This is a genomic window from Streptomyces sp. NPDC001401 (assembly GCF_042895385.1).
Classification (GTDB): domain Bacteria; phylum Actinomycetota; class Actinomycetes; order Streptomycetales; family Streptomycetaceae; genus Streptomyces.
In genome coordinates, this window is sequence record NZ_JBIAWI010000033.1 from 1 (window position 1) to 22,093 (window position 22,093).

19 protein-coding genes and 3 pseudogenes are annotated in these 22,093 nt (G+C 67.4%); 14 read left to right on the forward strand and 8 right to left on the reverse strand.

The annotated features are described in order from the left end of the window. The first annotated feature begins 150 nt into the window (after positions 1-150). On the forward strand, positions 151-570 hold the full coding sequence (locus ACFY10_RS52835) for a transposase (RefSeq protein WP_390672592.1): 420 nt from the start codon (positions 151-153) through the stop codon (positions 568-570). A gap of 517 nt (positions 571-1,087) precedes the next feature. Here ACFY10_RS52835 and ACFY10_RS52840 read toward each other — a convergent pair. Further along, positions 1,088-1,690 (reverse strand): hypothetical protein, encoded by a 603-nt coding sequence (locus ACFY10_RS52840; RefSeq protein ID WP_390672593.1) that lies wholly within the window; start codon positions 1,688-1,690, stop codon positions 1,088-1,090. A 241-nt stretch (positions 1,691-1,931) separates the two neighbouring features. Continuing rightward, positions 1,932-2,654, reverse strand: coding sequence for a hypothetical protein (locus ACFY10_RS52845; RefSeq protein ID WP_390672594.1), 723 nt, complete (start codon positions 2,652-2,654; stop codon positions 1,932-1,934). A gap of 35 nt (positions 2,655-2,689) precedes the next feature. Here ACFY10_RS52845 and ACFY10_RS52850 point away from each other — a divergent pair, with 35 nt between their 5' ends. Next, positions 2,690-2,839, forward strand: a complete 150-nt coding sequence (locus tag ACFY10_RS52850) for a hypothetical protein (RefSeq protein ID WP_390672595.1) — start codon at positions 2,690-2,692, stop codon at positions 2,837-2,839. Between the two features lie 271 nt (positions 2,840-3,110). On the opposite strand, the gene ACFY10_RS52855 is transcribed toward ACFY10_RS52850, so the two are convergent. From ACFY10_RS52855 to ACFY10_RS52865, 3 genes are all read right to left on the reverse strand, one after another. Further along, the gene (locus ACFY10_RS52855; protein WP_390672596.1) at positions 3,111-3,617 is read right to left on the reverse strand and encodes a SigE family RNA polymerase sigma factor; all 507 of its coding nucleotides are present in this window, start codon (positions 3,615-3,617) and stop codon (positions 3,111-3,113) included. Between the two features lie 239 nt (positions 3,618-3,856). Beyond that, the gene (locus ACFY10_RS52860) at positions 3,857-4,435 is read right to left on the reverse strand and encodes an RICIN domain-containing protein (protein ID WP_390672597.1); all 579 of its coding nucleotides are present in this window, start codon (positions 4,433-4,435) and stop codon (positions 3,857-3,859) included. 328 nt (positions 4,436-4,763) lie between these two features. Continuing rightward, positions 4,764-5,231: a DUF2690 domain-containing protein gene (locus ACFY10_RS52865; protein WP_390672598.1), complete on the reverse strand. Its 468-nt coding sequence runs from the start codon at positions 5,229-5,231 to the stop codon at positions 4,764-4,766. 228 nt (positions 5,232-5,459) lie between these two features. Here ACFY10_RS52865 and ACFY10_RS52870 point away from each other — a divergent pair, with 228 nt between their 5' ends. Beyond that, positions 5,460-9,344, forward strand: coding sequence for a helix-turn-helix domain-containing protein (locus tag ACFY10_RS52870; protein WP_390672599.1), 3,885 nt, complete (start codon positions 5,460-5,462; stop codon positions 9,342-9,344). A 234-nt stretch (positions 9,345-9,578) separates the two neighbouring features. Here ACFY10_RS52870 and ACFY10_RS52875 read toward each other — a convergent pair whose 3' ends face one another. Beyond that, positions 9,579-10,589, reverse strand: a complete 1,011-nt coding sequence (locus ACFY10_RS52875; RefSeq protein ID WP_390672600.1) for a sigma-70 family RNA polymerase sigma factor — start codon at positions 10,587-10,589, stop codon at positions 9,579-9,581. 159 nt (positions 10,590-10,748) lie between these two features. Between ACFY10_RS52875 and ACFY10_RS52880 the strand changes: the two genes are divergently transcribed. Continuing rightward, positions 10,749-11,333: a dihydrofolate reductase family protein gene (locus ACFY10_RS52880; RefSeq protein WP_390672601.1), complete on the forward strand. Its 585-nt coding sequence runs from the start codon at positions 10,749-10,751 to the stop codon at positions 11,331-11,333. A gap of 349 nt (positions 11,334-11,682) precedes the next feature. Here ACFY10_RS52880 and ACFY10_RS52885 read toward each other — a convergent pair whose 3' ends face one another. After that, positions 11,683-11,805 carry a hypothetical protein gene (locus ACFY10_RS52885; RefSeq protein WP_390672602.1) on the reverse strand — a complete coding sequence of 41 codons (123 nt, stop codon included), beginning with the start codon at positions 11,803-11,805 and terminating at the stop codon, positions 11,683-11,685. A 699-nt stretch (positions 11,806-12,504) separates the two neighbouring features. On the opposite strand from ACFY10_RS52885, the gene ACFY10_RS52890 reads away from it, so the two are divergent. From ACFY10_RS52890 to ACFY10_RS52925, 8 genes and pseudogenes are all read left to right on the forward strand, one after another. Further along, positions 12,505-12,693, forward strand: a complete 189-nt coding sequence (locus ACFY10_RS52890; RefSeq protein ID WP_390672603.1) for a hypothetical protein — start codon at positions 12,505-12,507, stop codon at positions 12,691-12,693. A 472-nt stretch (positions 12,694-13,165) separates the two neighbouring features. After that, entirely contained in the window at positions 13,166-13,651 is a 486-nt protein-coding gene (locus ACFY10_RS52895; protein WP_390672604.1) for a hypothetical protein, read from the forward strand. Positions 13,652-13,782: 131 nt separating this feature from the next. Then, positions 13,783-14,952, forward strand: coding sequence for a tyrosine-type recombinase/integrase (locus tag ACFY10_RS52900; protein ID WP_390672605.1), 1,170 nt, complete (start codon positions 13,783-13,785; stop codon positions 14,950-14,952). Beyond that, complete coding sequence (locus tag ACFY10_RS52905; RefSeq protein WP_390672606.1) at positions 14,949-17,126, forward strand: tyrosine-type recombinase/integrase; 2,178 nt, start codon at positions 14,949-14,951, stop codon at positions 17,124-17,126. The genes ACFY10_RS52900 and ACFY10_RS52905 overlap by 4 nt, the downstream gene beginning before the upstream one ends. Beyond that, a complete protein-coding gene (locus ACFY10_RS52910; RefSeq protein WP_390672607.1) occupies positions 17,123-17,596 on the forward strand; it encodes a DUF6262 family protein in 474 nt (157 codons plus the stop codon). Before ACFY10_RS52905 ends, ACFY10_RS52910 begins: the two co-directional genes overlap by 4 nt. A 97-nt stretch (positions 17,597-17,693) precedes the next feature. Beyond that, a complete protein-coding gene (locus ACFY10_RS52915; protein WP_390672634.1) occupies positions 17,694-18,359 on the forward strand; it encodes an ArsR/SmtB family transcription factor in 666 nt (221 codons plus the stop codon). After that, positions 18,356-19,693, forward strand: a complete 1,338-nt coding sequence (locus tag ACFY10_RS52920) for an MFS transporter (protein WP_390672608.1) — start codon at positions 18,356-18,358, stop codon at positions 19,691-19,693. The genes ACFY10_RS52915 and ACFY10_RS52920 overlap by 4 nt, the downstream gene beginning before the upstream one ends. 82 nt (positions 19,694-19,775) lie before the next feature. Then, positions 19,776-20,000: pseudogene (locus tag ACFY10_RS52925) on the forward strand (hypothetical protein); the annotation flags it as partial. Between the two features lie 317 nt (positions 20,001-20,317). Here ACFY10_RS52925 and ACFY10_RS52930 read toward each other — a convergent pair. Beyond that, positions 20,318-20,722, reverse strand: a pseudogene (locus tag ACFY10_RS52930) (BRCT domain-containing protein); the annotation flags it as partial. A gap of 348 nt (positions 20,723-21,070) precedes the next feature. Here ACFY10_RS52930 and ACFY10_RS52935 point away from each other — a divergent pair. Beyond that, positions 21,071-21,511 (forward strand): annotated as a pseudogene (locus ACFY10_RS52935) (transposase family protein); the annotation flags it as partial. 200 nt (positions 21,512-21,711) lie between these two features. Next, positions 21,712-22,092, forward strand: a complete 381-nt coding sequence (locus tag ACFY10_RS52940) for a hypothetical protein (RefSeq protein WP_390672609.1) — start codon at positions 21,712-21,714, stop codon at positions 22,090-22,092. Position 22,093: the final 1 nt, after the last annotated feature.

Genomic DNA, 22,093 nt, shown 5'->3' on the forward strand with positions numbered 1-22,093 from the left:
ACTGGCCCGGCCACCGCTACTGATCCACCGAACGACTGCGTAGAAGCAGATGCGCCGGGGCAGGCCGCATCACAAGATCTCCGACAGAGCCGAATTGTTTGACCGTCGACACCTGACGCGCCACCGCCGCAACCACCGACCGTCCGCCAGGTGACTGGCTGGCTCACCCGCCATCCGGACACGCTGAGCAATGAGGAGACCCGCCAGCTCAAGCTCACGCTCGCCGCATGTCCCGAACTGGCTACCGCCCACGAACACATCCGCACCCTCGGCCAGATGCTCCAGACACGCCAGGCCGCCGAACTGCCGACCTGGATAGAAAGGGTCACAAACAGTGGGCTGCCTGGTCTTGCCGGCTTTGCTAAAGGACTGGCCACCGACCTGGACGCGGTCACCGCCGGGTTCACCACCGACTGGAGTTCCGGCGTCGTCGAAGGCCGCGTCAGCGATCTCAAGATGCTGAAACGGCAGATGTTCAACCGCGCCGGACTCCCGCTGCTGAGAAAACGCGTCCTGCTCGTCGCTGCCTCCCGGCGCTCACACACCGTGTCCTATGCGCGAGCAGCATGATCGCCTTCACGGAATGCGCGCCAGGACCCAAATGGCGCCGCCCTAGCCACCGTCGGGGGTGCGGTGGCCGGCGTATTCGGCCAGCTGCCAGCCGTTCTTGCGGCCGACCGGGCCGAGCAGTGCGCGGACGTAGTCCCGCATGCGGCGTCGCAGGTCGGCGCGGCCGAAACGGTGGCCGATGCGGAGAAAGAGGTCGTCGAGTTCACGGTCTCAGGTCGCGTCCGCAAGGTCGTCGATCCCGTCGGGAAGCTGCCCGGATCGCACCGCGGCCAGTTCTGGATCCACTCCTTGGAGGGGCGGTCCGCCAAGACCGCCCCTGACACGCCATCAGCCAACTACACTCCGAGCGACGCTTTCTGACCAGGCCAGATAGCGAAACGCTGCTGGAGTACTAGTACTGCAACGGTGTTTGCAGCACCAGGAACTCAAACGCTCGCTGCCCTGCTGGAGTTGACCAGCAGGGCAGCGCTGTCGTCTGCTCTCCACCTTGGCGAGGAGAGATGACTAGCTGGTAGCGTCAGCAGGCTTTCACGTGCCAGACCCAGCTCCAGTCAGCGTCGTCATCACTGCTGTAGGCGCCAGGAGAGGTCCACCGAGTTACCCAGTCACTGCTCTTGAATTCGACTCGGGTGCCGGGGGTCTGGTGATTGATCCAGGATCCGTGGATGTACGGCCAGTGCCAGTCATGGATCCAGCATGTCTTGAAGGCGAGAATGTCGCCGTTGAAGTTGGTATTCGTGTAGGCGCAGAAGTAGAGGTAGTCGCAACTCGCGCCTGCGGCTGCGGACTTGGCCAAGGAAACTGCTGTCTCATGAGCATTCTTTTCCCCGGGCAACGCAAGCAGGATGTAATCGCCCCCGCTGTTGAGGAGGATCTTGTTTGCGGCAACCTGGGTGCCGCCCTGACTCGCCAGGTAGGAGTCGACGCGCTTCTGCAGGTCTGCAGCTTGCGCCGAGGAGAGGCCGAGCTCGCTGGCCTGCGCGGCATAGGGATTCGAATGCACGTTCTTGGCGTCAGCGTGAGCGGCGCTGATAGTTGCTGCTAGGGCAAGTGCCGCTGAAACCAGCGCCACCATGAGCCGTCGAACAGGTTTGACTGTCAGAAGTGTGCGTGCTGCCACGAGGAACCTCTCCGCCGAGGTACGCCGACTCACTCGACCAGCGGACCCCGGCCAGGACACAACGGTTATTGACTCCCTCTGAGCCAGACTCGTTGACCTTGACCGCGCCAGCCTCAGATACGGCACGGCAGCAAGCAAGCAGTTCGATGCTCGTCGAATCGACAGGACAATCAGAGCATCCGCGCCCTACCGACCACAGCGACATCGTCGCTTCTAGCGGGGTCAACCGTGACCCATCCGGCTAGCGCGTGTGACGTGCATGGGGCTGGCCGTCGGCTGTCAGGAGATCATGGAGGTGGTAGAGCAGCCAGCGGCCGACCCCGCGCAGCCACAGGATGCTGAACGATCCGCTGTCACCACCGGGATTGGGCTGCCATTGAAGCGCCATCAGGTTCCCGGCAGCCTGTTCGGGCACGAACGGCATCAGGTCACGTGGCGGCTGCCGGCTCCAGAAGTCCTCTCCGTCGCCGATCGGGGAGGAGCTGATGGCGTGCAGCCGTTGGGCAACTTCGAAGAATGAGGTCGTGATTCGCGCTGCCCACACCCCGGCCTGCAGCAGTTGTGCGTACTCCGCCAGCGTGCCTCGGACATTCGCCTCGTCGATGGCGGGCTGGTGCGTGGTGATCCATGCCTCTGCGGCCTCCTGGGCCGAGACATGAGTGTCGTGGGCTGCCGTCGTCGCCTCGATCAGCTCGGCCCAGTTCGCCGCAGGAGCTTGGAACGGGGCGGAGAGCAGCGAGGCGAAGTGCTCCTCGAGGTAGTGGTCGGCGGCTTCTTCCTGTTCCGCCTTGTCCGTGAAGTCGGTCCGTTCACCAAGGCCGTGAAGGCTGGCGTTGCTGGGTACGCCGGCTTCTTGGGCCAGGGCGACGACCGTCAAGGCACCGTTGGAGTGCTGCGGCGTTCCTTGCAGGATGGGGTCGATGGCCGCGCGGATGCGGTCGCGTTCGTCGGGTGCGGGGCTCATGCGGTTCCCTCCTGGAGGGTGACGCGGGTGCGGTGGTGGGCGTCGGCGTTGCCGCGCAGCCGCTCGCCGAGCGGGCCGGGGACGTGGGCTGCCCGCTGGTCCAGCACGGTGGCGCGGTGCTGGAGGCGGGCGGCGTGCTGATCGGTACGGGCGATGACCTGGCTGTCCGCTGCCGCGAGTACTAGTGGGACGCCTCGCCGGGCCCGGTGTACCCGCCTCCGAGTACCGGGCTCCCCACAGCTCCTGCCGTGAGTTGTTCGTCAGGCGATCGTCCTGGGGTGGGAATTGTGTCGCCCCTGTAGCGGTATCGCGTGATCGTGGGCGTCCGTGCCGGGTTGATCAGTTTCACCCCGTCCACCGCGATTGGCAGCCAGGACCCGGTGGTGCCGAGGAGCTGCTTGCGGATGTCCTCCCACGACCAGCTGTGCAAATCACCCCGTGCGCCACTACCTGCCTCTATGGGTAGCTGCGCTCTAGCTCCTGACGGAGCCGGGCGAGTGCCCGGTGCAGCGTGCTCTTGACCGTGCCAGCCGCCATGCCGAGAGTGGCAGCGGTCTCGTCCGTGGTCATCTGTTCGCAGTGCCGGAGCACGACGACGCTGCGCTGTTTGGGGGCCAGACTCTGCAGGACTTCCGTCAGCAGGGCCCTGTCGGCGTGTTGGTCACTGGAGTCCTTGACGGACGACTCGGGTATGTGTGCGGTCGGAACTTCTTCCAGCTTCCGTGCCCGCCACCACTCGGTGCGTGTATTGATCATGACGCGGCGCAGGTAGGCGTCGGCGAGCCGTTTGTCGGCGATGTGCTCCCACTGGCGGTACGTGCGTAAGAGCGCGATCTGCAGGAGGTCCTGGGCGTCGAGCGGGTCGCCGACCAAGCGCCGGGCGCTGCGCAGCAGACCGTCCTGCCGGATACGGACGTACTCCTCGAATTCCAGTACCGCGTCAGGGTGCTTGCTCGGATACACGTGGCACGATCCTTTCGTATCTGTGTGTGGGTAGTCGGGCCCGCTGTTTGCGCGTGTGGCCTTTGGGCGATACCGGGCGGGTCGGCCTGTGACCGCCCGCCCGGCGGATTCGTTGCTCACCGCCTGCGCGATGTCCAGACGTGAGTCGCCTTGCGTCCCTTGCCCGACAGTCGTTCATGGTCTGAGGCGCTGGCCGGTCCCCTCGCGCCGGCCAGTTCCCCAGGCCAAGAAAACGCCGGTCAGCGGAAAGTGAACTTCTGGTCCCGGGCTCCGTTGCACCGCCACAGGATCAGAGGGGTGTTGTTGGCCGTCTTTCCGCCCTTCACAGCCAGGCACTTGTCGTGGTGGTCGCCGGAATACGGCCAGATCTGACAGTGGCGCTGCCCTGAGGCGCAGTGGAACAGGAAGCTCTGGTTCGTGCGGCCGTTGCAGTTCCACAGAATGGGCTGTGTGCCCTTGCGGTAGTTGCCGGGGATGTCCACGCAGAGGCCCATGTTCTGCGCCGGGTGGATCCGGTACGCGTTGTAGATGTCGAGCGCTTCGACGTACCACTTCTGGTTCTGCGCCCCGACGCAGCGGTACTGGTCGACCTTCGCTCCCTTGCGCACGCCTCCGTGGGCGGTGATGCACGGGCCGCTGAAGTGCTCCGGAAGCCACCGGTAGGTGCCGGGAAAACGCAATGCGTTCTCAGCCGCCTTGGCTCCCTGCGCTGCTGCTGCGGGGGCAGGCGGGTCTGCCTGAGCGGGGACGGCCGCAGCCAGGCCGCCAGCCATGGTGATCGCCGTCGCGGCGATTGCTAGCCGCTTGTGTACCTGCATGAGCTGATTCCCTTCTTCTCTGATCTGGACTGCCTGGCAGGACGTGCCCTGGCGGAGTAGTTCAACGGGGCTGACCAGCCCTGCAGTTGTGGGGCTCATCGCTTACAGAAAGCCCAGATCCGTTCTGGGCCACGAGCGGTTGTCTGCCCCGGGTTCGCCGGCGAGCGAGGTGGTAGCCGGCGGTCGGATTTGCGCCGACCCCCGCGCAAGAATCAGGCTTGCCCCGCCGAGCCTCTGCCCGGCCGCGGCAGTCGCGGCGGCGCAGTTCGTCGGCGACCGTGGCGCTGCCGGACGGTCCGGCGTCGGTCGGCCCCTCCGGATCTCAGCGTCAGTACGAGCCCGTGCGGGCGAACATTTCGTGGGGATCGTTGCCGACGTAGGACCAGGCGGTGGCGAAGCCGGTGGTGTTCTTGTCGTTGAGCATCGGCGAGAGCATCTCGACGGTGCCGGTTCGGTGCTTGCAGCCGTAGTGCTTCATGTCACTGTTGCGCCAGATGTTGCACCCCTCGCCATTCCATTTGTCCGTTGGGACATTGGCGTCGACCATGGCCCACACGGTGCGGCAGCCGCGGCTGTACCACAGCGACGCGGTGACCGACACGTGCAGGTGGTAGCGCGAGCTGTAGTACTTGTCGGTCTTCTTGTGGACGATGCGTCCGGTACCCGCGCAACCGCTGTAGATGGGATCCTTGCCGTCCCACTGGCGGCCGGCCGCGTCGGCGGGGCCCGTGACGACCAAGGCCGTGCCCGCCGCCAACGCAAGAGCGGCCACCCCGATGGACTTGAGTGCGCGCACTTCGTCTCCTTTCTCGATGCCGTGCGAGAGTCACCGGACGAGCCTCGGATGAGAGCGCGGCCAGTGCTCGTTGCCATCACGTCATCGAGTTCAGCGGGCCGGGAATTGAATGGGCAGCCGGTTTTGCCATCCTGAACAATGGCCGCGCTGCAGGCCATGGGCATGGCCTTGGGGCGTTGGCCAAAGGAGGTAGCTTCGGGTTGCCCCATTGCCGGAAGGTTGCGTACGTTGTCCGGCCTCAACGCCGCGTCCACGGGGGAAGCGGACGGCCAGAGGGGTGAGTTGTTGATGGCGGGGCGTCCGGAGAGTCCACTCGATCCCAGCACCGGGCCGGTGGCGCGCTTCGCAGCCGAGTTACGCAAACTCCGGGCGGAGGCCGGGAGTCCGACCTACCGGGTGATGGCGCAGCGCACCGGGCAGGGGGTGAGCACCCTGTCGCAGGCAGCCAGCGGTGAGCGGCTGCCCACCCTGCCGGTCGTCCTCGCCTACGTCCGTGCCTGCGGCGGCGATCCGGAGGAGTGGGAGGCTCGTTGGCGTGAGTCGGCAGCCCAGGCCGCGGCAGAGCCGCGCACCGAGGACGAGAACGCGGTGCCCCCGTACCGGGGGCTGGCTCGTTTCGAGCCGGGCGATGCCGATCTGTTCTTCGGCCGTCACGGGCTCACCGACCGCGTGGTCGCGCTGACCTGGTCCCGCCGGTTCACCGCGGTGTTCGGCCCGTCGGGCAGCGGCAAGTCCTCTCTGCTGCGCGCGGGTCTCATCCCGCGCCTGCGCAGCCCGGAGGCTTCCGGTCCGCGGCCGGCCGCCGTGCGCGTCCTCACGCCTGGTGAGCATCCCCTGCGCGTCCACGAGCCGCAGCTGATACCCAAGGACGCCGATGGCGAGACATGGTTGATCGTCGACCAGTTCGAGGAGCTCTACACGCTCTGCACCGACCCGTCCGAACGCAACCAGTTCATCGACCGGCTCCTGGCCGCCACCGATGCCGCGAGTCGTCTGCGCGTCGTCATCGCCGTGAGGGCCGACTTCCTCGGCCGCTGCGCCGAACACCCCGCCCTGACCGCCGCGTTACAGGACGCGACCGTGCTGGCCGGTCCCATGAGCCGCGACGAGTTACGCGAGGCCATCACCAAACCCGCCCAGGCCGCAGGAATGATCGTGGAACGCGGCCTGACCGCCCACATCCTCGACGAGGTCGAAGGGCAGCCCGGCGCCCTGCCCCTGATGTCCCACGCGCTGCTGGAAACCTGGCGGCGCCGCAAGGGCCGCGCCCTCACCCTGGAGGCATATGAGGCGGCCGGTGGCCTGCACGGTGCCATCGCCCGCACCGCCGAAGACGTCAACGCCCGGCTCACCCCGGCCCAGGCCGAACTCGCCCGCCGGATCCTGCTGCGCCTGGTCACCCCGGGGGACGGCGCTCCCGACACCCGCAGACCCGCCCATCGCGAGGAGTTCGACTTCGGCGAGGCCACCGACACCGCGACGGTCATCGAGCAACTGGTCCGTGCCCGGCTGCTCACCCTCGACGACGAACAGGTCGACCTTGCTCACGAGGCGCTCATCAGCGCCTGGCCTCGTCTCAGGAGCTGGATCGACACCGACCGCGAACGGCTGCGTGCCCATCGCCGGCTGACAGAGGCGGCCGCCGCCTGGGACGCGCTGGACCGCGACTCCGGAGCCCTGTTCCGGGGCACGCTTCTGGCCACCATGGAAGAGGCGGTCCCCGTCCACGATCGGGAACAGACACTGACAGCCCTGGAGGCAGCGTTCCTCTCCACCAGCCTCGAAGCGCGGCGCCGCGAACGCGCCCGCCCGCGCATCCTGGCCGCCGTCCTGTCCGTCCTGGTCGCACTGGCCCTGACAGCCGGGCTGATCGCCTGGCAGCAGAACCAGACGAACACCGTGCAGCACACCCAGGCCACTGCCCGCAGGATCGCCGCCCTCGCGGAGAGCCTGCGTTACACCGACCCGGCCACGGCCATGCGGCTCAGCGTCGCAGCCGAGAGGATCGCCGACACGATCGAGACCCGTTCCGCCCTCATCGGAGCCCTGGCACAAAAGGAAGAGGACACGTTCGCCCCCTCGGGCACTGAGGACAGCCAGTACTTTCTTAGCGAGGACACCCGCACCCTTTTTGTCGTTGAAAGCGCCCGAGTCGTGCGCTGGGACGTCAGGACGCACCGTGAGACGGGCACCTTCCGTGGCCCGGGAGATGATGGCACCGTGGCTGCGAGCGGCGTCAGCTCCGATGGACGGCACCTGCTGATGGTGTCGGACAGCGCGGAGGTGTGGGACATTGCCGCAGGCCGGTACGTCGGGGCCGCCATCCCCCTCCACAGCAGCGGATCCGGAGAGCTCCACACCGGCGGATCCGCGGAGTTCAGCCCCAGCGGGCGCACACTCGACGTCGCTGACATCGCCGGTGACATGCCTCGTGTCCAAGTGTGGGACTGGCGACGGCACCGGCTGTTGTTCGAGCGACAGGGGCCGCGCGTCCAGGGCGCTATCGTCAGTCCCGACGACCGCCTGGCCGCTGTGTGCGAGACAGGCCAGCCGCTGCAGGTATGGGATATGGCCCAGCACCGCACACTCCCTATCCCCGGCGCCCCCACGGCCCCCGGCGATGGCGGATGCGTCACTGCCCTCTTCAGTCCGGACAGCCACCAGATCGTGGCTGTCATGCCCGACGGAGGGCTTCGTCTGTGGAACCTGGCGCCTGGAGGCTCCGCTGCCAAGAGCTATGCCGTCCCCAGCCGCTTCGGTGACGACGACGCGGAGGACTCTTCCGAGATCACGGACATGGCATTCAGCGAGGACGGTCGATTCGTGGCGACTGCCAGCGATCACCAGGTCCGGTTGTGGAGGTTGTCGGCCGGCGCATCCGGGCCGGTTTTCCGCTACCCGCTGCCGTCCGTTGTTTCCGGCCTCGTCGGTATCACGCAGTTCGGCCTGGATCCGGATGGCCGTACTGTTCGCTACCTCACGCAGACAGGGGAGAATGATTCGGCCACGGGAAGGCTGATGCGCGCGGTGTCAGCGCGCGATGAGACTACCTCCGGTTGGGTCGACAAACCGGTAGAGGAGACCCAGATCAGCTCGGACGGCCGGATGCTTGCAACGATGCTGCATAGCGGGCATGCGAGCCACTTCCGTCTGATGGACGCCAGAACCGGCCGTGGCTCGGCCGATTTTACCGGCGTGAGCTCCTGCCCAAGAGACCCTGCTGACCCGGGAAACAGCGCGCCAGGCTGTGGAGATCTGATTGCCTTCAGCTCTGACGCCAAGACATTTGCATACGCGGCCAGGGTCGGCGAGGGCTCACACGCCATGCTGCAAGCCACAGTGTGGGACATCCGGAGCCACCGTGTCCGTGCCACTCTGAATCTCGGCCTGCCTGTCAACGCCGGGGGCATCATCCATGCCCTCGCTCTCAGCCCGGACGGCCGAACTCTGCTGGTCTCCCGGATGATGGACGCTTACCGCACCGAAATCTGGGACATCGCACGCGGCAGGAGGACAGGGACACTGCCAGTCGGCGGCGATGTGTTGGCCTTCCAACCTGGTGGCAAGTCCCTTGCCACCTCGGACGGACATTTAGTCGATCTTGGCTCGCAACACATCGTCAGCCGCCGCCTGACGCAATCCCTTACGACGGCGCTGGCCTTCAGCCCGGACGGCCGCTACCTGGCCGCCGGCGACCAATCCGGGCGGGTGACTCTCTGGGACAATCGGGCCACCCACCGCCTCGCAGCGATGGCCGGCACCTTTACCGACGCGAAGCTGGACTCCGGGGCATCCGTCCGGGCCCTGGCTTTCTCTCCCGACAGTCACACCCTTGCCGTAGGAGGGGGCGACGGCACGCTCCAACTATGGGACGTCTCTTCCGGCCAACGGCTGGGCTCGGCGCTGCCGACTGCCAACGAGCCCCTCCTCGCCGTGGGTTTCGATACAGACGGAAGAACGCTTCGAACGTCGGGACGCTATGTGCCGCTGCACAGCTATCCCACCACCCTGACCTCAATCGCGGAACGGACCTGTCGCCGTACCAGAGGCGGGCTGACGCACGCCGAGTGGAAGGAGTACCTCCCGGAACTCCCCTACCGCAACATCTGCTGATAGGCCGCCAGGAGTGAGCCCTGTCCCGGCAGCGCACGGTCAGCGTGGAGTGGGTGACCAGGCGTGCGAAGCGCATGCGGAATGCCTCGTCGGCATACCGCGGGTCCGGCTGGTGGTCGGAGCGGACGGCGATGTGGCTGTCCTCCCAGTCGCACCAGCGCCTGGCGGCCTTGTGCCGGACCGCGGGATCGGGGTCGTGCAGTGGTCCTCCCTCGTGGAGGGTCGATGATCTGGCTATCGGCTCGGGAGTGATCGGGGCAGCCCGAACCATGGGAGCACGCTGTTGTCGAATCGGGTCATGGCGCAGATCCGATCGCCGGTGAGAGTGAGGACGTAGAGGCCGACCCCGTGGCTGATGCCGTTGGGGTTACGCAGGTAGGCCCCGAATGCCGGCTGGCCGTTGGCTCGCGATGGGACGAGGTCGAACCTGCGGCCGGCGCCGAACAGGCTGGCGCAGAAGCGGGCCACGACGTCCCGGCCCTGGTATTCGAAGGGCATCGGTGGCATCGACATGAAGACGTCGTCGGTCAGGAGGGCCACCAGCGCACCCATATCGGCCGACTCCCACGCATGGACGAACTTCGTCACGATCGCGTCCTCGGCAGGCGAGCCGACGGCGGGGGGCGGCTGGTGGTCGGCGGTCGACTGTCGGTGGCGCTGCAGGCCGGCGCGCGCTCGTTTGAGGGCGCTGTTGACCGATTCGACGGTCGAGTCCAACATCCCGGCCACCTCGCTCGCCTGGAATCCCAGGACATCGCGCAGGACGAGGACGGCGAGCTGGCGGGGCGGCAGGATCTGAAGGGCGGTGATGAAGGCCAGCGAGACGGATTCGGTCTGCTCGTAGCGGGCCTCCGGGCCGAGCGGCACCTCGACCGCACCCTCCAGGAGGGCACCGGGAAACGGCTGCAGCCATACGACCTCGCCGAGCCGGGTCGGCTCGGGCGGTTCGACCCCTGGCACGTCCCACTCCTTGGCCGGGCGCCGACTGGCCGCGCGGCGCGCGTCGAGACACCGATTGGTGGCGATCCGGTACAGCCAAGTGCGCAGCGAGGCGCGTCCCTCGAACCCGCCGAGGCTCTGCCAGGCGGTCAGCAGCGTGTTCTGGAGGGCGTCCTCGGCGTCCTCGAAGGATCCGAGCATGCGATAGCAGTGCACCTGCAGCTCTCGAAGGTAGGGCTCGGTCAGCTCCCGGAACGCCTGCCCGTCCCCGGCCCGCGCCCTTGCGATCAGATCGGCTGCCGCCATCCTCACCGTCACCTTCTTCCCGTATCCTGCCGCACTTCCCTCCTGTATAGGCGCCGGCCGAGGGGCGAACTGGGCGGTCGGCGGGCGCCCAGTTTCCCAGCGCAGCGGCGCCTCTACCTACGTGGCCGACGACAACGCCGGCGCGAAGGAGGGAGCGGAATGGGAAAGATCGTGATGAGCGGACCGCAGAACGTCTCGCTCGATGGAGTGGTCCAGGACCCGGATGGCCAGGAGGGCTTCGAGCTGGGCGGCTGGTTCGTCCAGTTCGGGGGCAAGGATCTCGAAGAATGGAACAAGGTCGCGCTCGAGGAGGCGCTACGCGCCCAGGCATGGCTGCTGGGTCGCAAAAGCTACGAGTTCTTCGGGGTGCGGTGGCAGCCCCGAAGCGGCGAGCTGGCGGACCGGTTGAACAGCATGCCCAAGTACGTCGTGTCCTCGACCCTCGAGGAACCCGACTGGAACAACACGACGGTTCTGAAGGGCGACGTCGTGACCGAGGTTTCGAAGCTGAAGCAGGAGCTGGACGGAGAAATCATCGTCCCTGCCAGCTATCGGCTCGGGCGTACGCTGATCGAGCACGACCTCGTCGACGAGGTGCGGCTGGTCGTCTTCCCGGTCGTGCTCGGGACCGGCGAACGGTTCTTCGGCGAGGCCAGCGGCAAGAAGACGATGCGCTTGGTCGACACCAGGACCATCGGTGACGGCCTGGCCTTCCTCACCTACAAGTTCGTCCAAGACGCCTAGCGGCCAAGCTACCGAAGGATCACGAAGCTCCCCGGAGGACCCGGCCGCGAACCGGATCCGGTCGGGCTCGACATGCAGTGGTGGGCAGCTGGCCCGGACAGCAAGGGGAAGCCCCCGGGCATGGCTCCGGGGGCCTGGACGGAGAACGAGAAGGGCCCCTCTTCTCGACCGAGAGGGAGAGACCCAAACGGCAACCGGACGCACGAGTGGCGTTCCGGGAATTAGACTCCGGAACCGAAGCTTGTCACGGAAGGCGCGCCTCCATTTGGACACCGTTCCGAACGACGCGGAGGACCCGCCAGAGAACTGACGGACCCTCGAACAGCATCGAACTAACGGCGAGTGCCCTCTACGGGTGGCCGGGCCCGCCTCCGCAGCAGGCGACGGTCTGGGGCTGGTCGGCGCCAGCGAACGGGGCTACCGCGAGCACAGCCGCCAGTGCCACGAACAAGCCGATGACGGCTTTACGCATCACATCTCCTTTGTTAAAGGGAACCTGCACCAGCGCTTCCGCTGACGAGGTCCCTTCTAGTTAGAAGCCCCCCGTGCCGCCGCAGCAGGCGACGGTCTGGGGCTGGTCGGCGCCGGCAAGCGGGGCTACCGCGAGCACAGCCGCCAGTGCCACGAACAAGCCGATGACGGCTTTACGCACTTTCTCCTCCTCATCACCAGAATCTGGTGCCTCTGAAGCGGTCACCGATTCAGATGCGCAAAACAAGGGCCTGGCTGTACGGGAGTTGTGGCTCATGCGGGGGCGCGCCGGAGTCGTGTTGGTCTCAAGTGAGAACCCCAGTGCCGCATTGGTCTCGCCGACCGCACGGTGGCGTCGACGGCCGGACCGCAGCTACCCCAAGCGCCAGGAAGAAAGACACCTACTGATCTACCGGCCGAGACGACACGTCGACCGCCAGCGTCGCGGCAGACGCAGTTTCGCCTGGACCGACTACCGCGGCCTACTCATCGGTGGTGCGGCTGATCGGTGTCGTGGCATGGGTCAGCAACTCGCCGAGGCGGGCAGGTCGCCGTACTCGTTGCCCTTGAGGTAGACGGCGCTGACGTAGCCCTCGGCGAGTTTCACCCAGACCCTGTTGGTGAAGCCGTAGTCGCTGACAGGCTCACCGAACTCCCAGCAGTAGGCGCCGCGCGCCTCACCCCCGGCACGGTACCAACCGTGGGGAACGCACGGGCCGGCCCCGAGCGGACGTTGACGGTCTCGTACGGCACGACTGCATACGGCGCGGCCATGACGCGGGCGGCACCCTGCTCGCCTGCGGAGGACGCAACAGCGGTCCCCGCGGTGAGCGGGCCGAGCAGAGCGAGCACTCCGGCGCCGACGAGCGCGGCCCTGGCGAAGATGTGAGTGGTCATGGCGAGTTCCCCCTGAACGGTGTGGCCGATGCTCAGAACTGTAGGGGCCCCGGGGACGGGGCGGACCCTGACAGTTGTCAGGGCCGCGGTGGGACGAGAGGGAAACCTTTCGACCCGGATACCGCGCCTGGCTGAAGGCGATGACGTACGAGGACGTGATGGTGCCGTACAGCGACTGGTACGGGAACTGGCGGATTACTGGGGCTTCGTCGCCGCCGCGGGCCCGCTCGTCGGGCCTGACCCCTCGGGGCGCCTTGCCGAAGGCGAGATCAAGAACCGTTCGTCACGGCATAGTCACATCCGCGAGCCTCATCCCGCCGTCACCGGGATGAGGCTCGCGGCGTTTCCCTGATCGGCTGCCGGAGGCGCGCGGCCGTGCGCCTGTACGCGGGACCCCGCGCGGTGTCGTCCCGGGCCGGTAGGGCAGCATCTGTTCAGCCGTCGCCTGCCCGTGAGGGGTCATCATGCGTTCCACCCGCCGCGCCGCATCCGCCACCGTGGTGCTCGCCTGCCTGCTGCTGGCGGGCTGTAAGTCCGGCTCGCTCGGCACGTCGACGTCGTCTGAAGGCCGGAACCCGGGAGCGGGTGCATCGGGCACGACTGCGCCGGCCGGTGGGTCGTCCGGCCCGATCGCAGTGGGGGCGGGGCCGCAGAAGCATTACACGGTGCAGCAGCAGCCTGCCGCCGGCTCCTGCCACTACAGGTACGTCAAGGGGGAGCCGCTCGAGGACCCGGAGTGCACACCGGGCGCGATCTCCCCGGCGGTCACCCAGGCGAACCTGAAGTCGACGATCTGCCGCACGGGCGGATATACCTCCGGGGTGCGCCCGCCCGCGTACGTGACCGGCAAGGAGAAGAAGCTCAACGCCGCCTCCTACGGCTACACCGGCCCCATGAGGTCTGCCGAGTACGATCATCTGTTGTCCGGTGTTGGTTCTGGGTGCCGCTGACGACGTCAATGATCGGCCCATAGCCACTTTCGTGGCCCTCAGAGGTGTTTATCCGGGGTAATTCGCTCGTGACGGTGACGTCGCTGACGATCCCGTCCCCCGGGCGGAAGTTGGTTTCTACGGTCGCCGCTATGGCAGTTCGGCAACGCGTCGTGATCGGCGATGAGGTGACCTACGTCGTTCTCGACCGGCAATGGCGGGTCGTGGAGCCGGTCGAGGCGTACTTGGAGTACCTGCGGCAGGAGCACTACTCCCCCAACACCGTGCGCCTCTACGCGCAGGGCCTTGCGTCCTGGTGGTCGATGCTCGAGGACGCCTGTCTGGATTGGAGCCGTGTGAGGGTGGACGATCTCGCCCGGTTCAAGCGATGGCTGCGTGACCGGGGCAGGGACTCCACCGTGATCACGCTGGGGCCGGAGGAGACCGCGGCCAGCAGCACGGTCGATGTGGGCTTGAGTTCGGTGCTGGGCTTCTACCGCTACCACGCCATCGTGACGGGGGTGCCAGCCGCTCGGCAGTTCTACGAGCACGTCAGGGGCGGGTCCATGGAGGCCCGCAGCCGGTACGCGTCGTTTCTCGGGCATCTCGGTGGCGGGCAGGATCGCCGGGTGATCGGTCGGCGTCGTGGGCCGAAGGGTCCGCCTCCGTTCCTCACGCCCCAGCAGATCAAAGTGATCAAGGATGACGCGGGGCGGCTTGAACGCGGCACGGGCTGGTGCGGTGATCTGCGGCTTCGGTTGTTCTGGACGCTGCTGGAGGAGACGGGTCTGCGTCTGGCTGAGGCATTGCTGCTGCGGCACCGCGACTGGCAGCCCGGCACGGGAACGACCGCGTTCGTGGAGGTGCAGCCGCTGGAGGACGGGCGTCGCCGGTTGCGGGCGAAGAACCAGCAGCACCGCCGCGTGTACATCAGCGACGAGCTCGATGACCTCTACGGCGAATACCTGTTCCTCCTCGTCGAGCTCGGCGTCGACGTCCAGGACGACCTGCCGGTCTTCGTGAACCTCTACCGAGGCGAGTTCGGCAGGCCCCTGAGGCCGGAGACGATCTACGACTGGATCGAGTGCTTCAAGCGGCGGCATCCGCTGCTGCCGCCGGGATGGACTCCCCACTGGTTCCGGCACACGCACGCGACCGCGCTGCTTCTGGCCGGGGTGCCGGAACACGTGGTCCAGCGGCGCCTGGGGCACCGGGACATCCACACGCTGATGACTACCTACGCCCATGTCACCGAGGACGCCGCGATGCGGGCCGCCGCCGACTGGAAGACGCTGGTGGCCCGATGGGGAGCAACAGCATGAGCGAGAGTGAGCTCTTCACGGCCCGGCGCACGGCCAAGTCGGATCCGGCGTTGGGCCGGCAGGCCCTGTTCAGCGCGGAGATCAACCAGGGGCTGGCGGCGGAACTTCCGCCGGAGGTGCGGGCGACCTTGCACTTCACCCGGGCGACGATGCCGGCGCACTGGCTGGAGGCGATCCTGCAGAACGGCGAGAGCTACCGCAGGCGCGACAAGAGCGTGGCGATGGACTTCCAGAGCCTTCCGCCGGCCATGGCCACCGAGTTCGCCTGGGCGATCGAGCGGCAGGTGCAACTGGGCATGAACATCGACGCCGAGGCCACGGCGAAGCTCGCCCAGCAGATCGCTTTGGTCGCTACCGGCCAACGCCACGGTGGCCTGACAAGTCTCCTCGATCTTTCCCGCGACGAGTGGATCCACGAGATCCGCAAGATCCGGATACGCAGGGGCGACCCTCTGGCCCCGAATCAGCTGAACCGGCTGTGTTCCTCGCTCGGCCGCTTCCTGGACGTCCTCGTCCATGCCTACCACCGGGGCGACTGGTGGGAACTCAACGTCTGGAACCCGGTATTGGACACCCGGATCCCCCTACGTCCGCACGAACCACGACGACAAAACCTCGTCTACTTCAGCCACCTGACCACCCCCTGGCTGCGGGAGGCCGCCAAATGGTGGCTCGCCCGGCAACTGGAGCGTGAGGTGTTCGTCTGGACCACGGTCCACACCCGCCAGCACAACCTGGTCTGGTTCCAGCGGTACCTCGATCGCGTCGGCTGCGACGGGCCGCACCTGACAGATGACGAGCGTCAGCTCGGCCAATGGGTCCAGGATCTCCGGCAGTGGCTCGGGCGGCAGAAGTGCGCCCAGGGCCCCACCAAGGGCCAGCCGCTGGCCCCCACCCATCGACGGGCGGCCATGACCGCTCCGGAGGGCCTCTACCGCTTCCTGTTCGAAGAGCGCCAGTCGGCGGCCACCGAACTGAAGGAGCCCCGCTGGCTGCGCCTGGGACCGCAGCACGCCGCCTTGTTCCGCTTCGGCGACAAACCCACCGGGGTCAAACCGCCGCCTGCGGACATCATCCTCTCCGACGCGGTGATCAGCACGATCGCTCAGCACAGCGAGCTGTTCGCGCTGCCGAAGGACGAAGGCGGGTTCGGCGAGGAACAACTCGTGCGGATCCTGGGCCTGCTGATCAGGACCGGCCGTCGCATCAACGAAGTCATCATGCTCGACTTCGATCCCCTCATCGCCATCCCGTTCCCCGACCCAGGCGGCCACGTCGCCCGTCTGCGCTACCAGCAGACGAAGATCATCACCGATGACAACACCATCCTCGTCGACCAGGAGGTCGTCGACCTCATCCGCCAGCAGCAGGACTACGCCAAGACGTTCATGACCGACCACGGCAGGCCCGACGTGGCCCCGAAGTACCTCTTCCTCGCCAGGAGGCACAACCGCAACGGCGACCGGAACTTCCCTGAGTCCACGGTCCACCTGAAGTTCGCCGAGTTCGCCCAGCGGATCGACCTGCGCGACGAGCAGGGCAAGCGCGTCAGGATCTCCCGGACCCACACCTTCCGCCACACCCGTGCGACCAACCTGCTCAACGCCGGCGTCCCGCTGCACGTCGCGATGCGCTACATGGGCCACAAAACCCCGACGATGTTCCTCCACTACGCCCAGACCCTCTCGACCGTCGCCGAGCAGGAGTTCCTGCGCTACAAGAAGGTGACCGCCGACGGGCGCGAGTACCAGCGCGACCCGGCCGAGATTTTCGAGGCCCTGGCCCTCGACCGACGCACCGACCGCGTTCTGCCCAACGGCTACTGCACCCTCCCGCCCCGGCAGGCCTGCGACAAGGGCAACGCATGCCTGTCCTGCACGAAATTCGTCACCGACGCCACCTTCACCGATGCCCTGCTGCGGCAGCGCGACGAAACCCGGGACCTCGTCCAGCGCCGCCAGACCGCCCACCAGGGGCGATTCGGCGAAGCCATGACCGACGACAACGTCTGGCTCAAGGGCCGCACCGAAGAACTCACCGCCCTCACCGCCATCCTGCACGCCATCGACTCCGTCCGATGCGACGACGGCACGATCGTCCCCCTCCGCGGAGCCGGCGCACCCCAGCAGCGCCAGGACCACTTACCAGGCGACACCCCGGAGCATGCCCCATGAGCCGCAACCGCAGCGTTCAAGCCCTCACCGACGCCGCCCGGCAGCGCAGCACCGCAGCGGAGCAAGCCGTGCAGAAGGCTCTCCGACAAGCCCGCAAGGACAACACGCCCATCACCGTGACCGGCCTGGCCGCCGCAGCCGGTGTCTCCACCGACTTCATCTACCGACACCCCGCCCTCCGGGCCCAGGTCGAGGCACTCCGCCGAACCCGCAGGGCCGCACCATCCGCACAGTCCAACGCCACCGACGTCGAAGCGGCCTCCAGCACCCTGGTCCGTCGACTGAGCCAACAACTCGCCGACGCCCGCCGCACACACCACCAAGAGGTGACCGAACTCCGCAAAGCACTGGAAGTCGCCCACGGCGAACTCCTCACTCTGCGACGGAAGCTGGATGACGCAGCTCGAGGAGACCGACGTGTCGGCGATAGCGCGTGCCAAAGCCCCTGCTGCGCTCGACGCCACCCCTGAATGCCATCTGGATGTCTGCAGCAGCGTGCCGAAACCGCAAAGGGTTCTTCGCGAAGAAAGCTTTGCGAAGAACCCTTTGCGGTCTAGAGTGCTCGACATGACTGACATGAGCGCGGGACCGGATGGCCCGCACATCGAAGCGGACGCGGTTGTTCTGGATGCCAAGGGGCTTCGCGCACTGGCGCACCCGGTCCGTGTGCAGTTGGTCGGGTTGCTGCGGAAGTACGGCCCGTCGACAGCTACCCGCCTTGCGGAGCGGCTGGGCGTCAATTCCGGCACGGCCAGCTATCACCTGCGCCAGCTCGGCGCGGCCGGTTTCGTCGAGGAGGACGCGGAGCGCGGCAACGCACGGGAGCGCTGGTGGCGTTCGGTGCATCAGATGACGGAGCTCAACGATCGGGACCTGGCTGATCGAGAGCCCGAGGCCACACTGGCCTACCTGCAGTCCGTCGCCGCCACCTACACCCTCCGCACTCAGCAGACTCTGAATGAGCTGCAGACGATGCCGCGTGCGTGGCGGGACACCTTCGACATGAGCGACTGGGCCCTGCGGCTCACACCTGAAGAGGCCGTCGCCTTGCGGCAGGAGTTGAGGGACGTCATCGCCCGTTACCGGAGAGATACGGCGGAGGCGGCGGCGAGTGCCCCTGAGGGAGCCGAGCGGGTCGGCGTGGTCACTCATCTCCTGCCTGAGCTGGATGCGCCCGCCAGGTCGGCCACACCTTCCGCTCCTCGGGAGGCAACAGGATCGGAGACGTCATGACGGAGGGTGTCCCGGACGCCGACGGCATACCCAGCAAGCGGTCCTTACGCCCGCTGGGCGGGGTGCTGGCGGCCATGGCCGTGTCGCTAACCGGTACGCGGATATCGGCCGTCGCACTTCCCTGGTTCGTTCTCGTCACGACGGGCAGCGCCACCCAGACCGGACTGGTGGCCTTCTGCGAGATGGCGCCCTACGTGGTGGTCAAGGCGTTCACCGGGCCACTGGTGGACCGGATCGGGCCGCGGGCCGTGTCCTGGACCACGGATCTGGCCAGCGCAACGGCCGCCGCTGCGGTTCCCCTGTTCCACGCCCTGGACCTGCTGTCCTTCCCGCTCCTACTGGCCCTGGTCGCGCTGATCGGCGCCGTCCGCGGCCCCGGCGACCTGGCCAAGGAGGTCATGGTCCCGGAAGCCGCTGAGCGCGGTCGGGTGCCGCTGGAGCGGGCAACCGGTCTGTCCGGCGTGACCGAGCGGCTAGCCTCCACCGTTGGCCCGGCGGCCGGCGGCTCGCTGGTGGCACTGCTCGGTCCCCTGACCGGGCTCGTGGTCAACGGGGGCTGCTTTGCTCTCGGATCGGTGATCATCGCACTGGCGCTACCTCGCGGCATGGGGCAGGCAGTGGAGGAAGGCTCATCGCAGAGCGGCGAGACGAAGCCAGGCTACTGGCGGCGGTTTGGCGAGGGCTTCACGTTCCTGCGCGGCGAGCCGTTGCTGCTCACCGTCATCGTCATGGTGGGGATCACCAACCTGCTGGACGCAGCGTTCACCACCGTGCTCATGCCGGTCTGGGCCAGAGAATCCGGCAACGGGCCGACTGCGATCGGCCTGACCGGCAGCATGATGGGAGCCACCGCGGTCGGTGGAAGCCTGATCGCTGCGGTGGCCGCCCACAGGCTGCCGCGCAGAGCGGTGTTCTTCACGGGGTTCCTGTTGGCCGGAGCACCGAGATTCCTGATCCTCGCCTCCCACGCGCCGTTGGGGGCGGTACTGACCGTCTTCGCCATCAGTGGATTCGGATCGGGCTTCCTCAACCCGGTCCTGGGAGCCATCCTCTTCGAGCGGGTCCCACGTCGGATGCTGGGCCGCGTCAACGCCCTCGGTGACTCGCTGGCCTGGGCCGGCATCCCTCTCGGCGGACTGATCGCTGGGACGGCGGTGGCCTCTGCCGGACTTGTGCCAGTGCTGCTCGCCTCTGGAACCGCGTACTTCCTCACCACGAACCTGACTGGACTGCGCCCGGAATGGCGCGAGATGAGCCGTCCGGGTGGGCGAGGCGCCCGGAAGCGGCACGCTGAGGAAGACGCTTCACCGAACAGCGCGGATGTCACGACATGACGTCCATGGGCCACCTCAGCGGCATACCGCTGAGGTTCTGACGAGGGCATAAGCTTCCACGTGCCGTCGCGACGCCGGATAACACTTGATCAGCTTGCAGCTTGGCGGCGACCCCAACGACTACCGGAACTTGTGGGTGGAGCCCGCCGACCCCGACCACAAGGGTTCCGGGGTGAACAACAAGAAGGACCCGGTGGAGACGAAGCTGCACACCGCGGTCTGCAAGGGCCAAATCACGCTCGCAGCCGCACAGAAGGCGATCGTTACCGACTGGACCACCGCCCTGACCACCCTCCACCTCGGCTGAGGCGAGCAGGTGTTGAAGGGCCGCGGCCAACGACCCGGGTGTTCTTGACCGGGCATCGTCAGCCGTCGGCACGCGAAAGCCCCGGCTGGACGGGGGAGACCAGCCGGGGCCGTAACGCGGTGACGTGCGGAGGGCGGTCGCCTCTCGGCGGAAGGCTCCATGGGGCTTCAGCCGGACGATCGTCCCCATGGGCTATAGGTGAGGCCCGGGGACACTGTCCCCTCCGCAGCCACATACAGATGAACGGTCAACCATCCCGGGGTGTTCCCGGCCCGTCGCCTGTACCGTGGTGAGCTGTGGCACACCCGGCACAGGGCTCAGTCGACGAACTCGGCCACCAGAGCGGCGAATTCGTCCGGGGTGGCCAGGCGGATACCGAGGTCCTCGGCCTTGGCCCGCTTGGATCTGGCGCCGTCTCCGGCGACGACCAGGGTGGTCTTCTTGGAGACGCTGGAGGAGGAGCGGCCGCCGGCGCGGTCGATGAGCTCGTTCATCTGGTTGCGGCTGAGCTTCTCCAGCACGCCGGTCATCGCGCCGGTGACCACGACCGTCATGCCGGCCAGCGGCCCGCCCGTCGCTGTGGCCTCCGCGTCGGCGTCCGTGTCCCCGGTCGTGGCGGCGGCCGAGGGGGGAGTGGCGCCCGGTTCGGTCATGTTCACCCCTGCGGCGACGAGTTCGTCGATGAGCGGGGCCAGTTCGGCGAGTTCGGCGACGATCGAGGGCTCGAGTGCAGCGGATCATGCGGGCCGGGAATCGGCAGGGGTCGAGGATGTGGCTGACATAGGCGGTGGACGCCGGTCTCCGCCCACGGTCGCCGTCTCCGGGACAGTCGTCATGGGTGCCACCGCCGCTGCCGTCGTGTGCCGCGTCTCAGGGTGTTCGTGAGCGTGGAGGGCACCGCAGGGAGCCAGAGCATGCGTGCCCAGCAGCCCGGCCAACAACCCGAGCACGAGCGGCCTTCCGCGGACTGATCATCGGGCCGAGTCGTGATCATCCGGTTGGTGCGAGGTCCTTGATCCAGATCAAACCGTGCTTGTGCCCATCGTCACGACGCTCGCTCACACGAAGCCTCAGCCGACGGCCCGTCCCCGCAGCCCTGCACAAGGGGTCTGCGCGACCCGGAACTGACCGGCATGCCCGAACCGGCGCTGGACGAACTCATCAACCAACTGGCTCTTGATCTGGACGAGTTACGTGAGCAAGGACGGCTCCAGCAGCGAGGAGGCGAACGCATCCGTGCTCGCGGTGCAGGCGCCAAGGACATGCTGACCACCTCCGACACAGTCCTGGCCACCGTGCTCTACCTGCGCAAACTCGGCACCCGGGACCTGCTCGCCCAGCTCTTCGGCGTCAAGGGCAGCACGCTCACCAGGGCCGTCCACCAAGTTCAGCCCCTACTAGCCGAGCACGGCTACACGATTCCGCCCTCGACAGCCAGGTTCCGCACGCCCGCTGACGTCACGGCGTTCCTCGCGAGCAGCAGCCCCAGGGAGATCAAATCAGCATGTTGATTCTCTGCGAGCCCTTAGACCTGTTTCGCACCCTCTGAGGCGTAATTGCCAACCGGTGCGGGCAAGACGGCAGTTGGCTGACCTACCCCTGGCTTCGTCGTTGCGGTCATGTGGTGGGGATGTCCTTGTCGCCGCGTGGGACGGCGTGGATTCCTGCGCTCGGCGTCGTCGGGTCATCACGCTGGGAAGGGCGGTGCAGGGTGGTGCTGCGAAGGCGCAAGATGGTCCTCGTCGGTGGCACGACAGCGTTGGCAGTGGCGTCGCCGCTGGCGTTCACGCTGGGTTCACCAGGGGTGGCAGACGCGGTGAGCGCGTCGATCATCACGGCCACGGCGGTTGCCGCGCTGGCCGTCCCGTTGTGGCCCTCTCGCAACGACAGTCCGGAGCGGGACGGCGAAACTGGCGGGAGTGCGGTCGCGGAGGACACCGGGCGGGCACAGGCCAACGACGCCGGTGATGCGAACAGCGGCGTGCGCCGACGTCGGGGCGCGGGCGGCCCATTGCGTGCCGAGCACACGGGACCTGCGATCGCGCGCGGTCCGGACAGCCACGCCAACAGCGGCGTCGAAGAAGTGGACTGAC